The organism is Micromonospora sp. NPDC048898 (assembly GCF_043198035.1).
In the GTDB taxonomy this organism is placed as follows: Bacteria; Actinomycetota; Actinomycetes; order Mycobacteriales; family Micromonosporaceae; genus Micromonospora.
The window spans coordinates 36411-51908 of the sequence record NZ_JBICUF010000009.1 but is presented as its reverse complement, the minus strand read 5'-3'; the positions used below and the strand labels follow the sequence as shown (position 1 = coordinate 51908).

10 protein-coding genes are annotated in these 15498 nt (G+C 69.3%); 6 read left to right on the top strand and 4 right to left on the bottom strand.

The window, feature by feature from the left end:
• The first annotated feature begins 132 nt into the window (after positions 1-132).
• Both lipB and ACGFIQ_RS22610 read left to right on the top strand, forming a co-directional pair.
• Positions 133-774, top strand: a complete 642-nt coding sequence (gene lipB / locus ACGFIQ_RS22615; RefSeq protein WP_393246578.1) for a lipoyl(octanoyl) transferase LipB — start codon at positions 133-135, stop codon at positions 772-774.
• 119 nt (positions 775-893) lie between these two features.
• Positions 894-2000, top strand: a complete 1107-nt coding sequence (locus ACGFIQ_RS22610) for a pyridoxal-phosphate dependent enzyme (protein WP_393246576.1) — start codon at positions 894-896, stop codon at positions 1998-2000.
• 44 nt (positions 2001-2044) lie between these two features.
• On the opposite strand, the gene aspS is transcribed toward ACGFIQ_RS22610, so the two are convergent.
• The gene (gene aspS / locus ACGFIQ_RS22605) at positions 2045-3331 is read right to left on the bottom strand and encodes an aspartate--tRNA(Asn) ligase (protein ID WP_393246574.1); all 1287 of its coding nucleotides are present in this window, start codon (positions 3329-3331) and stop codon (positions 2045-2047) included.
• A 474-nt stretch (positions 3332-3805) separates the two neighbouring features.
• Here aspS and lipA point away from each other — a divergent pair, with 474 nt between their 5' ends.
• Positions 3806-4777, top strand: a complete 972-nt coding sequence (gene lipA, locus ACGFIQ_RS22600) for a lipoyl synthase (protein ID WP_393246971.1) — start codon at positions 3806-3808, stop codon at positions 4775-4777.
• A gap of 84 nt (positions 4778-4861) precedes the next feature.
• Here the strand turns inward: lipA and ACGFIQ_RS22595 are convergent, their stop codons facing one another.
• Both ACGFIQ_RS22595 and ACGFIQ_RS22590 read right to left on the bottom strand, forming a co-directional pair.
• Positions 4862-5299, bottom strand: coding sequence for a hypothetical protein (locus tag ACGFIQ_RS22595; protein ID WP_393246572.1), 438 nt, complete (start codon positions 5297-5299; stop codon positions 4862-4864).
• Between the two features lie 12 nt (positions 5300-5311).
• The gene (locus ACGFIQ_RS22590; protein ID WP_393246570.1) at positions 5312-11479 is read right to left on the bottom strand and encodes an RHS repeat-associated core domain-containing protein; all 6168 of its coding nucleotides are present in this window, start codon (positions 11477-11479) and stop codon (positions 5312-5314) included.
• 321 nt (positions 11480-11800) lie between these two features.
• Between ACGFIQ_RS22590 and ACGFIQ_RS22585 the strand changes: the two genes are divergently transcribed.
• A complete protein-coding gene (locus tag ACGFIQ_RS22585) occupies positions 11801-12109 on the top strand; it encodes a hypothetical protein (protein WP_393246568.1) in 309 nt (102 codons plus the stop codon).
• Between the two features lie 101 nt (positions 12110-12210).
• Positions 12211-12897, top strand: a complete 687-nt coding sequence (locus ACGFIQ_RS22580; protein WP_393246566.1) for a DUF4191 domain-containing protein — start codon at positions 12211-12213, stop codon at positions 12895-12897.
• Between the two features lie 366 nt (positions 12898-13263).
• Here the strand turns inward: ACGFIQ_RS22580 and ACGFIQ_RS22575 are convergent, their stop codons facing one another.
• Positions 13264-13662 (bottom strand): RDD family protein, encoded by a 399-nt coding sequence (locus tag ACGFIQ_RS22575; protein WP_393246564.1) that lies wholly within the window; start codon positions 13660-13662, stop codon positions 13264-13266.
• Positions 13663-13924: 262 nt separating this feature from the next.
• On the opposite strand from ACGFIQ_RS22575, the gene glnA reads away from it, so the two are divergent.
• Positions 13925-15349: a type I glutamate--ammonia ligase gene (gene glnA, locus ACGFIQ_RS22570; RefSeq protein WP_393246562.1), complete on the top strand. Its 1425-nt coding sequence runs from the start codon at positions 13925-13927 to the stop codon at positions 15347-15349.
• The last annotated feature ends 149 nt before the right edge of the window (positions 15350-15498 follow it).

The following is a 15498-nucleotide window of genomic DNA, read 5'->3' as shown; positions in this document are numbered from 1 at the left end:
ACGACCGGGGCGTAGTGCGCGTCCGTCGCCGCCCGACCGACCCGGCGTCGGGGGCCCGAGTCGATGCGGCGGAGCCACCGGTGAGGCGGCTCACCAGGGACGATTGCCGACATCGGGACTAGGCTGGACGCCGTGACGACGACGATTCCCGGCCTGACGGCCGTCCGCGCCGGCCTGCTCGACTACCAGGCTGCCTGGGACGAGCAGCGGCGCCTGCACGAGGCGGTTGTCGCTGGCGAGCGCAGCGACACCGTGCTGCTGCTGGAGCACCCGAGCGTCTACACCGCGGGCAAGCGCACCGAGCCCTGGGACCGGCCCACGGACGGCACTCCGGTCGTCGACGTGGACCGCGGCGGCAAGATCACCTGGCACGGGCCGGGGCAGCTCGTCGGTTACCCGATCCTGCGGCTGCCCGACCCGGTGGACGTGGTCGCGTACGTCCGCCGGACCGAGGAGCTGCTCATCGACGTGTGCGCCGAGTTCGGGCTCACCGCCGGCCGGGTCGAGGGGCGCAGCGGCGTCTGGGTGCCCGAGGACGACCGGGGGCCGGCCCGCAAGGTGGCCGCCATCGGCATCCGGGTCGCCCGGGGCGTCACCCTGCACGGCTTCTCGATCAACTGCGACTGCGACCTGACCTCCTTCGACCGGATCGTGCCGTGCGGCATCCGGGATGCCGGCGTCACCTCGCTCACCGCCGAGCTGGGCCGCCCGATCACCGTCGCCGACGTGCTCCCGGTGGTCGAGCGCCGGCTGTCCACCCTCGTCGCGGTCTGACTGCGGCACCGGCCGACGCGCACCCCATCTCCGCCCACGGCTAGCGTCTGTTTCATCGGGCGGTCGAGCCGAGGCCGAGTCCCGGCCAGCCGCAGGCCGGCCGAGATCTGGGACGGAAAATGACGGACGCGGTACGACCGCCGGCCGGTACCGCGGTCACGGCCCTCGAATGCATTCGATGCGGTACCCACCATCCGGTCGGCGACTACTCGCTCGGTTGCCCCTCCTGCGCGGCCGCCGGCCACGGCTCGAACCTGTTCTGCCGTTACCCGGCCGAGGCGGTACGCCAGGACCAACTGGTGCCGTACCCGGTCGTTCCGGATCTGGGCCAGGGGCGCACGCCGCTGTTCGGGCTGCCCTGGCTCGGCGGGGTGCTCGTCAAGAACGAGGCGGCGAATCCGACCGGATCCCACAAGGACCGGTTCGCGGCGATGGCGGTGACCCACGCGAAGGCCTCGGGCTACGAGCGCGTCGTCGTCGGATCGTCAGGTAACGCGGGGCTGGCCACGGCCGCTTTCGCCGCCGCCGCCGGCCTCCGGGCCGTGGTGGCCGGCTTCACCTGGCTGCCCGAATCGTTCGCGGAGCCGCTGCGCAGGCTCGGCGCGGAGCTGCACACCTTCGACACCGACGAGGAACGCATCCGGTACGTCAAGGAGGCAGCCGACCGTCACGACACGTTGGCCGTCTCCAACGTCGCCGACATCGTCATCGGAAGTAGCTGCTTCGGGATCGAGGGCTACAAGGCCATCGCCTGGGAGATCGCAGCCGCCGTTCCTGCCGGGGTGGACCACGTCGTGATCCCGTCGAGCCGTGGCGATCTGGCCTGGGGCATCCACCTCGGGTTCGCCCAGTGGTCCGCCCTGACAGGCGGCCACCTGCCACGCCTTCATCTGGTCGAACCTTTTCCCAGGTTGTCCGCCGTGCTTGCCGGCCGGGACATCGCCGCACGCTTCTCCGACAGCGCCGGAAGCCTCCACTCGATCGCCGGGGACAGCACGACCGTCCAAGCTCAGGCCGCGGTGACCCGTAGTGCGGGCAGCGTCGTGGTCGTGCGGGAGGACGTGGCAACCAGTTGGTACGAGCGGGCGAGCCGACACGGGCACACCTGGGAGATCAGCAGTTGCACAGTGTTGGCTGCCTACGACGTCCTACGGCGACGCAACGTCATTCCGGCCGGTGAGCGGGCAGTCCTGATCACCACCTCCCACCTGTTCAAGGGGCTGTGACGCCGCACGGGCCGACGTCGTACGACATCGGCCCGTGCGTCCAGTTACGGGGTCAGCCGGTGCAGGTCCCGCGGGAACGCGGTGACCTCCCGGATGTTCGCCGCGCCGACCAGGCGGGCCACGAACCGTTCCAGCCCGATGGCGAAGCCGCCGTGTGGCGGCATGCCGTGCCGGAACGCGTCGAGATAACCGGCGTACGGCTCGACCGGCTCGCCCCGGGCCGCCAGTGCGGCCAGGTAGTCGGCGTGCCGATGCAGCCGCTGCCCGCCGGTGACCAGCTCCAGACCACGAAAGAGCAGGTCAAAACCGTTCGAGTACGCGGGCCGCGCCGGGTCCGGGTGGGTGTAGAACGGCCGCTTCGCCATCGGGTAGCCGGTGACGAAGAGGAAGTCGGAGCCGTGTTCGCGGCGGGCCCACTCGCTCAGCGCCCGTTCGTGGGCGGGTGCGAGGTCCGGCTCGTCGGCGGGTGCCCCGGCGATCGTCAGCGCCTCGGTGAAGTGCACCGCCGGGATCTCCGCCGGCACCCGCGGCGGTGTGACGCCGAGCGTGGCCAGGGCGCCGCCGGCCCGCTCGCCGACGGTGCCCAGCATCCCGGCCACCGTGTCCCGCAGCACCCGCATCACGTCCCGGTGGTCGGTGACGAAGCCCAACTCGGCGTCGAGCGACGTGTACTGCGCGAGGTGCCGGACGGTGTCGTGCGGCTCGGCCCGGAAGACCGGGCCCACCTCGTAGACGCGTTCGAAGACGCCGACCATCAACTGCTTGTAGAACTGCGGCGACTGGGCCAGGTACGCGGGGCCGCCGAACCAGTCCAGGGCGAACACGTTCGCCCCGCTCTCGGTGCTGGAGCTGACCACCTTCGGGGTGTGGATCTCCACGAAGTCGTGGGCGTCGAGGGCGGCCCGGAACCCGGCGACGGCTGCCGCCGAGATCCGCAGCGCGGCCGACCGGGTCGGGTGGCGCAGGGCGGTCGGCGCGTTGTCGAGTTGGGTGGGCAGGCTCGCGGTGAGTGTCGGCCGGTACAGGTCGAACGGGGGCGGCACGGCGGGCGGCCCGAGCAGACGTACCGTCGGGTCGGTCAGCTCGACCCCGGCGGGCGCCGTGCCGTTCGCGGTGGCCGTCGCGGTGACCTCGACGACCGTCTCCTCGGGAAGTTTCTCCAGCTCGGCGCGGACGGCCGGGTCGGTCACGACCACCTGGGCCAGGCCGGCGGCGTCCCGCACGATCAGGAAGGCCACCGACTTGAGCAGTCGGCGGCGGTGCACCCAGCCGGCGATCCGCACGGTCGTGCCGATCTGGGCGGGCAGGTGGTGGGACAGGGTTCGTCGCAAGGCGGGCTCCTCGGTCGATCGCCATGCTTTCGCCGCCCCGGGGCGGCGAAAGCGTCGCATCAGCCCCAGGGAGGTGTGGGCGAGCGGGATCCTCGCGGTGCCACCACACCTTCACCCCCGCCGCAGCGGGGGCCTCGTTCGTCGCCTGATGACCGGGGCCAGCCGGGCGGGCTCTACTGGGCACGGGTGAGGAGTGCCGTTCTTCCCGCAGCTCAGGAGGGTCTTCACGCACCGGCGCCAGACCGCCTCTCAGCACCGGCGGCTCTCTGCACTGGCGGGTCGGGGCGCTACTCGGCTCCGTCGTCGCTGTTGGCGGTGACCGTAGCACCGGATCCCGACGCGTGTGACGCCCTTTTTCGACCAGCCGGTGTCCGGCGTCACAACGTTTGGAGCGTGACGCCGGTCGCCTGGCGTACATAGACACCTGCCGTCCGGCGTAGGCTCGTTTTCGTGACGATCGAGCACTCCGCGCCGATGACCGGCCAGGCAGCGCGCACCGCAACGGCGGCCCCCGAGGGGCGGCGCCTGCTGCGCATCGAGGCGCGCAACGCCGAGACGCCGATCGAGCGCAAACCTCCGTGGATCAAGGTCAAGGCCAAGATGGGTCCGGAGTACACCCAGTTGCGCGGGCTCGTCTCGCGCGAGGGGCTGCACACCGTCTGCCAGGAGGCCGGCTGCCCCAACATCTACGAGTGTTGGGAGGACCGGGAGGCCACCTTCCTCATCGGTGGCGACCAGTGCACCCGGCGCTGCGACTTCTGCCAGATCGACACCGGCAAGCCGGCCGAGTTCGACGCCGACGAGCCACGCCGCGTGGCCGAGTCGGTGGTCGCGATGGGGCTGCGCTACGCCACCATCACCGGCGTCGCCCGTGACGACCTGCCCGACGGCGGCGCCTGGCTGTACGCCGAGACCGTCCGGCAGATCCACGCCCTGCAGCCCGGCTGCGGCGTCGAGCTGCTCATCCCGGACTTCAACGCCGTGCCCGCGCAGTTGGCCGAGGTCTTCGGCTCCCGCCCCGAGGTGCTGGCCCACAACGTGGAGACGGTGCCGCGCATCTTCAAGCGCATCCGGCCGGCGTTCCGCTACGACCGTTCCCTGGACGTGATCCGGCAGGCCCGCGCCGACGGCCTGGTCACCAAGAGCAACCTCATCCTGGGCATGGGCGAGGAACGCGCCGAGATCTCCCAGGCCCTGCGCGACCTGCACGAGGCCGGCTGCGAGCTGATCACCATCACGCAGTACCTGCGCCCCACCCCCCGACACCACCCGGTGACCCGCTGGGTCAAGCCGGAGGAGTTCGTGGAACTGCGCGAGGAGGCCGAGGAGATCGGCTTCGCCGGGGTGATGAGCGGGCCGCTGGTGCGCTCGTCGTACCGGGCGGGTCGGCTCTACAAGCAGGCGCTCGACGCCCGCGCCGCGACTCCGGTCGTCACCGCGGGCTGAGCCGGTCCGATCCCCGGACCATCCCGGCTGGTGCCAGACATGGGGGCGGGGCAGCCCTTCCGGCCGCCCCGCCCCCATCAGCGTTTACTTCTCGGTCCCGACATACGGTTGGTATTGACGAACTCGGGCTTTGCGGGCGAACGGCTTCAGCCCTCGCCGGGTGCGAACCGTAATGGTCTGCTCGGGGACCTCGATGCGAGCCAGAGCCCGAACCGGAACCCCGTCTCGCACATAGACGGTTTCCGTCACCCTGCCGTCGATAATCGCATCCACCACCTCTCGGCACGCTTCCCGCAGCTCATCCGGCGACTCGCCGTGAAAATCGAGAACCGACATCTCACCGAACTCGATCGTCATCTCGTCGTCGTCCTGCAAGAAGACCGAGAAGCGACAGGATGCATCGTCCGTGGGGACGACGTCCACCACTGTCTTCGCCCCTTCACCGAGCAGGCGAACATCGGCCGATCCCGCGACAGCGGTACCGGCATGCTCAGCAAGATCCTCCAAGAATTCCCGCCCCATTATCACCAGCTCCTAGGATAGATCGTAGTGGAACCTCGGCACCATCCGCTGCCACCTGGTCTTAGGTTTGGCGTAACCACCGTGAATTGAAAACACATTCTTCTGCCTGTTGTTGTTCCAGCTCCAACCGATGCGAACGACCTTCCACCGGTTGAGAATCCCCTGCCGGCCGTGGACGCTCTTCCTGCCGAACAGGAAGGCGTTCGCTTTGAGGGCGAACCGAGCAGCCTGCTTCATCTGCCAGTTGGAAAATTTGTTGAAGGACCTGCCCAACCCACGAGCGGCCGCTCCGATACTTCTCGCGCACCAATCCCTCCACTTGCAGAGCTTTCGGATGCGTTTGCCGTCTAGGTCCTCGCGGTTTGCTGGGTCGGCGCATGCGTAGTCATAGCTGTTGCAGCTACCGCCATAGACGGGATCGACCTGGAGGAACCGGCCGGTGCTCGGATTGTAGAGACGAACGCCCATCAGGATGATGCCTGACGGGGTATCCGCCGCTCGCTGCTTGGAGCCGAGCCACCCGTACCGTTGCGACCCGACGTTCTGTGGATCGCGCGGTGTGCCGTACTCGTCGGCCTCGCTGGTGCTCGACAGGCCCTCGTCGCCACCCTGGATCGCCGCGACCAGGTCCCCATGCAGGTTGGTGATCTGCCAGTCGACCTCAGCGCTGCCACTGTCGAAGATGCCGGCCATCGCCGACAAACCCGACACCGGTCGGGTGAACCGGCCCGCCGTCTCCTGCGTCCACGACGGGCTGTCCTCATCTCCGTCGTAGTGGTGCAGCGTCTGCACGGCGACACCGCTGGCGTTGTCGGTCCACGAACGAACTCGCTCACCGGTCACGTCCAGGACGTAATCCGTCGTCCGCCCGCCCTGGGTGATCGTGTCCACCAGGTCCGTCGAGTGGTATGCGATGGTCACGTTCCCGCCCGACGCCATGGCAGTGTCGATAGCGGGTACCGTCGTCGTGCGGCCGAGGGCGTCGTAAACGTAACCGGCGCTGTTCACCCGGTCGGCCGTGTCGTACGTCCAGGTCCGCGACGACGCCGCAGTCGATGTTTGGCACACACCGTCCGTACCCGGGCCGTAGGTGTTGGCCGAGATGCGGTTCGACGAGGCGCTGAACCCGTACGACCGGGTGATGCACTGCCCCCCGATGGTGTCCTGGACCGAGGTGAGGCGGCCAACCTGGTCGTAGCTGTAGTTTTGCTCCGACAGGCTGGACGATCGCTTCCGCCACTGGCCGTGCGCCGACTCCACCAACGACTCGGTGTAGAGGGTGCAGTCGGTGGCCGCGCAGCCCGGCTTGGTGTAGGTCAGCGCAACCGGGGTGCCGGTCTCGTCGGTCTCCGTGGTGACCTTTACGCCGTTCGGCCAGGTCTCCGATGTCAGACTTCCGTCGACGTCGTAGCTGCCGGTGAAGGTGCCAGCCTGGGTGTCGTTGACCGAGGTCAACAGGCCCCGGCGCTCGGCACCACCGTCGTAGGTGTGGGTCCGGGTGGCCTTGCCGTCATTGCTGGTCGCCACCCGGCCGAGGAGATCAAAGGTGGTGGTGGAGGTGATGCCGTCGGCGTCGGTGTAGGACGTCTGCCGGCCCAGGCCGTCGTAGCCCTTGCTCACCTGCACCGTCGCCAAGCCGCCGATAATCGACTGAACGTGCAGCACCCGGCCGGTCGCCGCCTCGTAGACGTTGCGACTGATCGGCAACGCGGTGCCCAGCCCTGGCGCCGCCATGCTGGTCTCGTACGCCCGTCCCGCGCTGTCGTACGTCGTGGTGGTTGTGCGTAGCGTCCCTGCGCTGGTCTTCTCCGTGACCACCCGGGGCTGGTTGCGCATATCGTAGGTGGTCACCGTGACGGGCAGCTCCGGCCCGCTGGCGGCCTGCCCGCCCGGCTGCACCCGGCACGGCAGGTTTGCCCATTCCGGCCGCAGATCGCACTCGGCGTAACCGGAACCGGAGGTGGCCCGGTAATAGATCGTTTGCCGGGTGGCCGGAGTGGTGGTGCTGGTGCCGCCGGCGGGGGCGGTGGTGGAAGTAACCAGTCCGGTGACCGGGTCGTACGCCGTGCGGGTGGTCTGGGCGAGACCGCTCGGATCCACTGTGACCACCGTCGGCTGGCGCAGACCCCAGTCGTAGGCCGTGGTGGTGGTCCGGACGTCGTGGTCGCTCTCCACGCCGCCGGCGTTGTAGATGCGGACGCCGGTCTCCTGCTTGGTGACCAGGTTGTAGGGTCCGCCGGTGGTCGGCGCACCCTCGTCGTAGGTTTTCCTGATGTGCTGGCGTCCACGCACCGTGACGCCGTCGGGCAGCGTGACGTCGTGCTCCGGCTCCTGAGTGCTGATCAGCCGCTGACCGTCGGAGGAGTATGTGTTCAGCGTGGAGCGGGTGCGGGCGAGCAAGCTCTCCGCCGCCGCGTCGTCGGTCACACTCACCGCCAGTGCCCGTGCCCGGTTGCCGGCGGTCAGGGTTCGCACCGTGTTGCCCCACTGGTCGTACCAGGTGGCGCCGAGGTGCCCGCCCGGCGTCGCGGTGTTCACCTCGCGCGCGTTCGCGTCGAGGTAGGTGACCGTGGCCCGCTCGTAGGACGACGGCAGTGTGCCGGCGGCCGGGTCACCGGTCGGCACCTGGTTGGCCGGGAAGACCGCTGTGGCATCAGTTGGCGCCTCGGCCTGTGACCACCGGCTGGTCTGCGCCGGTGACAGGTCGTACGGCGCGCCGGTGCCCGCCACCGGAACCTTGTAGACGACAGTCTGCGTGGCGGTGCCGGCGGTCAACGCCGACCGGGTCATCTTGTGCAGCCGGCCCGCCCCCGGGTCCCCGGGCAGGGTGGTATAGCTGAGCTGCCACGGCTCCTCGGCGACCGGCTTGATGACGCTGAGAATGCCGCCGGCGGTGTAGTCGTAGGTCTCCCGCAGCTGCCGCATGGTGCCGGCGTCGTTCCAGTCGAGCCGCGGATCCCACACCGCCCGTAGCCGGCCTGCATTGTCGTACGCGTACCGAGCCATCGGAACAGTCCGCATCGCCGGCGTGGCCAGGTCGGGATCCCAGGCGGTGAAGGAGATCTCCTTCACCCGGCCGGTGTGGTCGCCCCAGGCCGACTCGGCGGTGCCGGTCGCCGTCGTCGTCGTGGCGTAGGTGAACGTCAGCGCCCGGCATCCGCGGGTCAGCGTCGTGCAGTTGACCCCATCTTGGACCGGAGCCAGCATCCGGGTCGGCCGGACGATCTCCTTGCCGTCGACGGTGGCCTTCTCCCAGCCCAACGTCGTGGTCTGGTTGCTGCCCGGCACGGTCACCGAGGTCGGGAAGTACTTGCCCGCAGCAGTCCCGGTGACCCGGGTGAATAGCACCGTGTTGCCGTCCTCGTCCGTCATCGCGTACGAGTCGCCGGTGGCGTTGTAGGTCAGCTTGAGGAACTCCACCCCGACTTCGGGATCGAAGACGGTGGCAGTGCGTTTGGTGAAGCCGATCGTGTCACCCTCCGGTAGACCGACCTGCACCAGTGAGCCATACACGGTCAGTGACGTGTAGGGCGACTCTGCCTCCTCAACCACGGTGCCCGACACCCAGCCAGGCCCGAACATGTTCGCCGCATCCGTCGCGCCCGCTCGCCGGGTGTTGTACGAGCGGGTGACTGTCAGGTCGCTGCCGAACGAGTCGACGGAGACGTCGGTGTCGGACACCGTGTAGTTGCCGGTGACGAGGTTGACCGAGCCGGGCCCGATCTCCTCGGCCGCCGCCGACGCCTGGTCCCGGTCGAAACTGATCTTCACCGCACTGGAGGTGCCCTCGGTGCCACCGGTGAAGGTGCCTCGCAGTTGGAGCGGACCACTGCGGGGGATGGACTCCGCGTCGGCTGCCGCGAGGGTGGCCTCGACGTTCCAGTTGAGCTTGGGGAAGTTGCCTCCGCCGCTGGTTGGCAGCGGCCAGGTCACCGCGCCGCCGCCCGCAGCGACGCTGGCGTGCCCAGCCGGGATGTCCACCCACGCATCGGCGTCGCCGCGCCGCCACTGGTACGTGACACCGGCGGCGGCCGCTTGGCCCACGCCAGTGATGGCCACCTTCGCCGCGGTGATGTCACCCTCCTTGGGCGAGGTCACCGCGCCAGAGCCGACGTTGAAGGTGTACGCCTGGATCGCCGACTGGTTGCCGGCACGGTCACGCGAGCGCACGTACAGCGTCTGCGGCCCGTCAGCGGTCGGGGTGATCGAGGCGGTGGCGGTGGCGCCGAGACTGGCCGCGTTGACGGTCTGGTTGGGCGGGTTGACGTTGAGGCCGTACTCGTAGGCAGACACGTCGCTTACGCCCGATGGGCCGAAGGTGAAGGTGCCGGCGGTGCCGGCCGCTCCGGCCCACTGGCCCGCGGGGTATGCCGTGGAGGAGACCGCCGGCACCGCCGACGGCGCGGTAGTGTCGATGATCATCGAGCACAGGCCCGTCCATGGCCCGTTCGCGATACCGTCGTTGCCGCGGACCCGCCACGAGTAGGTGCTGCCCTCGGTGAAGGTGCCGGTCGGCACTGTGGTGGCGAGCCAGGAACCCGAGGAACCGGGGCCGACTGTCGTGCCACCGATCCGCGTGCCGCTGGCGGTCAGCCACTCGAACTCGGCCCGCACCTGCGAGCCCTCCGCGTCGTTGACCTGCGCCCGCAATTGGGGCGTCTTCGAGTTGATGTACGGGGCGCCGGAGCCGGTGGCGCAGGGCGTCGACGGGACGGTTGTTCGTGCCGTGACCGTCGCGTACGACTGATAGGTCAACTCCAGCTTCGGCATGTGCGAGCCGGCGTTGTAGTTGGCCGAGGTGAACCGCTTCCACGCCTTCGCGTCGGTTTCGGACGCGGTCAACGCCAGACCCTCGTTCAGACCTCCGGCGGCCCACTCGTTGAACGTCGTCGTGGGGAGGGTCACCGTGTGCCACTTGCCGGTGCTCCGGTTCGCCGACGTGTTCGTACACGCCGGGTAGTTGTCGGCGATCGTGTAGGACGCAATCGCCGAACTGAGCGTCGGACCAGGCCACACCCCGCTGGACAGGTTCGCCACCGTCCACGCCTGAGTCACCTTGTGCACGTTGAACGGCAAGTGGGTGGTGCAGTCCCACGACCAGGTGTGGAACAACTTCAACTTCGACGCCGTGATCTGCTTGCCCAGGAGGCCGTCGCTGTTGAAATTGTCGAAGTGGATGAACGAACGCGCGTCGCCGTCGTTGTCCGTCCCGGCAGCCAGCGAGTGACCGTTCTGCGAGGCCGCGTCCGTTCCCGCGTCGCTGTCCGCGGTCACGTCGCCGGTCGTCAGCGTCGTGATCGTCGGGTCCACCCGCACCGGCCACACCCGCGCCGGATCTCGCAACCATGCGGCGTCCGCTGTCACCCGCAACGCCGTACCCTTCCCGGTTTTCACCAGCTTGTAGTCGACCGCGGCCGACGACACCGGCTCACCGGTCGGCAACTTCACCCGGGAGTCCTGCATCGAGCCGTGCGGGATCCACGCCACCGCCTTTCCGGCGGTGTCCAGCAGCGCGACGGAACCGTCCTTCTCCATCCGTGGCGTGAGCCCGTCGAGCTGGAGCGGGAACAGCCACGAGTTGCCCGCCTGTGGTGACCGGAGGATCACCGTCTCCTTCAGCTCCGCGCCGGACGCGACAAGTTCCACGTCCGTGTGCGGCAACAGGTCCCGGTACAGGGCTGTCGAGCCGTCCAGCACCGGGGCGACGCTCGCCGCGCCCTCGAGGCTGTAACCGAACGTGCGACCAGGACGCACGGTCACGGACGCCAACGGCTGCGACCGACCCCGGCTCGACACCGCCGGCCCGGCAAGGGACACCTGCAACCGGCTCGCCGCCATCTGCAAACGGCCATCGCCCCGCGCGACGAGCTTCGTGTCGATCGGTCGCCAGGAGCCGTCCGAATCCCGGAACCGCACCGGGGCGGAATCCATCGACGCCTCGATCTCACCGCTGGGCAGCGCCCAATGCTCCGCCGTCTCCGACGTCCGGTTGGTGATCTTCACCTTCTTGCCCGTGACCCGCGCTGTCACCAACGCGGCTGCCTCATCAGGCCGCTCCAGCACCTGAGGGCTCGGCGCTGACCGCTGAACGGGCGCCTGCGGCGCCGCAGCAGCCGGCTCCGGCCCCACCCATTCCGCCATCGTCGCGGCCAGCACCACCGACATCCCCACCGCAACCACGCGCCCCCACCGACCACGGGACACGCGGAAGAAACGCGACGGAGCACCCCACACGCGTCTACCTGACTCCACTGCTTCCTCCCCGAAAGATTAGTAGCGATCAGGTAACCGCGAGTCAGATTCATGGTCATCAACTGACTCGATTGATCATCTGGCCGACCAGGGGTTGCGGTGGGGGGCGCGATCTGACATTGCGCCGGCACGTTGAGGCTTGACGGCCCGACGGATGCAGCGCTCTTTCCAGGCGCATCAGCCTCGGGTTCGCTACGACCGCTCGCGCCGCCGCGCGGCCGTTCGGCGTCCGGATGTCATGATCGTGCAATGACCCTCGGCGTACGCCAGCAGCCGCGTGGCGCGGGCTCCCCGCATGGTGGTCACTGGACCTGCAACCGGCTCACCTTCGCCACGGCGGAGCAGGTGGTCTGCGTGGTCGTCGACGACGCCCTGCGTCTCGGCTTCGGCCGCTACCCCGCGTACCGCCGGGAGGTCGACGGCGCGGCGGCGCCCGTCTGGGTCGCACCGACCGGCTCGCCGTTGGCGCACACGCTCGACGAGTGGCTGCGCGCCACCCCGGGCGGCCTGGACCTCGTCACGATCGACGGCTGGCGGATCTACCTGCCGTCGGCCTGACGACGCACCCGGCCCGCACCGGCGAGCGACGTCAGGTACCCGGTCGGCCGGCACCCGGACGCGGATCAACGGGGCGGGCGGCGACCACTAGACTCTGCGGCATGGCAAAGCCCCAGGAGAAGGTCTCGTTCGGCCAGCGGCTGAAGCAGATCGGGATGGTGTTCAAGTTCACCGCCAAGCAGGACCGGTGGTTCGCGCCGTTGGTCGCCGCCGCGGTGCTCATCCCGCTCGCCCTCACCGTGGTCGCGGTCATCCTCTGGAGCTGGATCTGGCTGCCGATCGGCATCCTGTTCGTCCTGCTCGCGGTGCTGATCGTGCTCAACCTCCGATCCAACAAGGCGATGATGAACGCCGCCGAGGGGCAGCCCGGCGCGGCGGCGCAGATCATGGAGAACATGCGCGGCGACTGGCGGGTGACCCCGGCGGTCAGCTCGACCACCCAGATGGACATGGTCCACCTGGTGATCGGCCGCCCGGGCGTGATCCTGCTGGCCGAGGGCAACCCGCAGCGGGTGCGTGGCCTGCTCGGGCAGGAGAAGCGGCGGCTGTCGAAGGTGATCGGCTCCGCACCCCTGCACGACTACGTGATCGGGCAGGACGAGGGCGAGCTGCCGATCCGCAAACTCCGCACGACTCTGCTGCGCCTGCCCCGCGCGCTCTCCGGCAAGGACGTCAACTCGCTGGACAAGCGACTCAAGGCGCTCACCGCCCGTCCGCAGATGCCCAAGGGCGCAATCCCGAAGAACATGCGGCCGCCAGGCGCCTTCCGCCAGTCGCGGGGCCGCTGATCCCCCAGGTGTACGCGTGAAAGAGCCGGACCCACACGGGTCCGGCTCTTTCCCGTCCGCACCCCGCACCCCGCACAACTTCGGGGATGTTGCTGCCTCAGACGCGCCGGAGGCAGCAACATCCCCGAAGTTGTGAGGATCTTGCCCGAATGCGGACGCGCGGGCCGCCGGACGGCGGCCCTGGACCCCGTCGCCTGTCAAGATCGTGCTCGATCCTGGATCCAGTGGCCTCAAGATGCTGGGACACCACTACATCATGGTTCGAGCGCGATCTTGGGCGGGCGGGCTGGGCGGGGGCGGAGGGGCCGAGGGCGGGGGCGGAGGGGCCGAGGGCGGGCGGGGCCGGGGCGGGGCGGCGGGCCGGGCTCAGCCTCGGGGGGCGTCGACGATGACCGAGTCGGCGAGTCGGTCGTGCAGGCCACGGCGGCGCTCATCCATGATCAGCGCAGGGACGACGAGCGCCAGCAGCAGGCCGCGGATCAGCCCCCGGAGCACGCCGATCCGGCCGCCGTTGCGCCAGCTCACGCAGCGGATCTTCGTGACGTACATGCCCGGTGTCTGGGCGAACAGGCCGAGGAAGACGCCGTACACCAGCACCAGCACCAGCACCGGCGCCCAGCCGTCGCGTACCGGGTCGGCGAAGAAGTTGGACACCAGCAGGCAGAGCACCCAGTCGATGATCAGCGCACCGAACCGCTTGCCGAGGCTCGGCGGGGTGAAGCTGGGGTCGGTGGCCGGCGCTGCCGGGGCGTGCGGATTGGTCACAGCGGTCAAGGGTATCCGCGTCGGCACGACGGCTTGCCGGGGCCGCCACCACGGTGTGCTGATTCGGGCCAAAGGCATCAGATGTCACTACACTGGCACAGTCGGTACGGCGCTCGTGGCGGGCCGGAGGCGTGGACGGGAGCGTCACCCACGTTCCGCGAGGGACGTAACACGGCAGAAACAACGGAGACACGGCCGGGCAACCCCCCGGCCCTAGCGTCGCCAGAAGCCTAGCCACCCCGTGGACGTGCCAGGAGGATGTGTGTTCGCCAATCCCGAGGAACTGCTGCGATACCTCAAGAACGAGGACGTGAAGTTCGTCGACGTTCGTTTCTGTGACCTGCCCGGCGTGATGCAACACTTCAACCTGCCGGTCGAGTCCGTCAACGACGATCTCTTCACCGACGGCCTCGCGTTCGACGGTTCGTCGATCCGCGGTTTCCAGGCGATCCACGAGTCGGACATGCTCCTGCTCCCGGACGTCGCCACCGCGTTCATCGACCCGTTCCGCGCACAAAAGACTCTCGCGCTCAACTTCTTCATCCACGACCCGTTCACCCGCGAGGCCTACAGCCGCGACCCGCGCAACGTCGCGAAGAAGGCCGAGGCGTACCTGGCGGCGAGCGGCATCGCCGACACCGCCTACTTCGGCGCCGAGGCGGAGTTCTACATCTTCGACTCGATCCGCCACGAGACCTCGGCGCACCAGTCGTTCTACTACATCGACTCGATCGAGGGCGCCTGGAACACCGGCCGCGAAGAGTCGGGCGGCAACCTCGGTTACAAGACCGCGTACAAGGGCGGCTACTTCCCGGTGCCGCCGGTCGACCACTACGCCGACCTGCGTGACTCGATCGTGCGTCGTCTGGTCGACACCGGTTTCAACGTGGAGCGCTCGCACCACGAGGTGGGCACCGCCGGCCAGTCCGAGATCAACTACCGGTTCTCCACCCTGCTGCACGCCGGTGACCAGCTCCAGCTCTTCAAGTACATCGTGAAGAACGAGGCCTGGGCCAACGGCAAGACCGCGACCTTCATGCCCAAGCCGCTCTTCGGTGACAACGGCTCCGGCATGCACACCCACCAGAGCCTCTGGCTCAACGGTGAGCCGCTGTTCTACGACGAGACCGGCTACGCCGGCCTGTCCGACATGGCCCGCTGGTACATCGGTGGTCTGCTGCACCACGCGCCGTCGCTGCTGGCCTTCACCAACCCGACGGTCAACTCGTACCGCCGCCTGGTGCCGGGCTACGAGGCGCCGGTCAACCTGGTCTACTCGCAGCGCAACCGCTCCGCCTGCACCCGCATCCCGGTGACCGGCAGCAACGCCAAGGCCAAGCGCGTCGAGTTCCGCGTTCCGGACCCGTCGGCAAACGTCTACCTGGCCTTCTCGGCCATGATGATGGCCGGCCTGGACGGCATCAAGAGCAAGATGGAGCCGCCGACGCCGATCGACAAGGACCTCTACGACCTCCCGCCGGAGGAGTGGGGCGACGTCAAGCAGGTGCCGGGCTCGCTGCCGGCCGTGCTCGACTCGCTGGAGGCCGACCACGACTACCTGCTCGACGGCGGCGTCTTCACCCCGGACCTGATCTCCACCTGGGTGGACTGGAAGCGCGCCAACGAGGTCGACCCGGTGCGCCTGCGCCCGACCCCGCACGAGTTCGCCATGTACTACGACTGCTGAGCAGTCACTGCACGACCGACTGCTGAGCAGTCACTGCACCACCGGCCGGGGGGGGGGGGGGGGGGGGGGGGGGGGGGGGGGGGGGGCGGCGCGGGGGGGGCGGGGGGGGGCCGGGGGGCGCCCCCCCCGCCCCAGGCGCGCGGCGCGGG

Excerpts from the sequence above, each read along its gene's own strand:
- ACGFIQ_RS22610 (WP_393246576.1), top strand. The coding sequence starts at position 894 with ATGACGGACGCGGTACGACCGCCGGCCGGTACCGCGGTCACGGCCCTC.
- lipA (WP_393246971.1), top strand. The coding sequence starts at position 3,806 with ATGACCGGCCAGGCAGCGCGCACCGCAACGGCGGCCCCCGAGGGGCGG.
- ACGFIQ_RS22595 (WP_393246572.1), bottom strand. The coding sequence starts at position 5,299 with ATGGGGCGGGAATTCTTGGAGGATCTTGCTGAGCATGCCGGTACCGCT.
- ACGFIQ_RS22585 (WP_393246568.1), top strand. The coding sequence starts at position 11,801 with ATGACCCTCGGCGTACGCCAGCAGCCGCGTGGCGCGGGCTCCCCGCAT.
- ACGFIQ_RS22580 (WP_393246566.1), top strand. The coding sequence starts at position 12,211 with ATGGCAAAGCCCCAGGAGAAGGTCTCGTTCGGCCAGCGGCTGAAGCAG.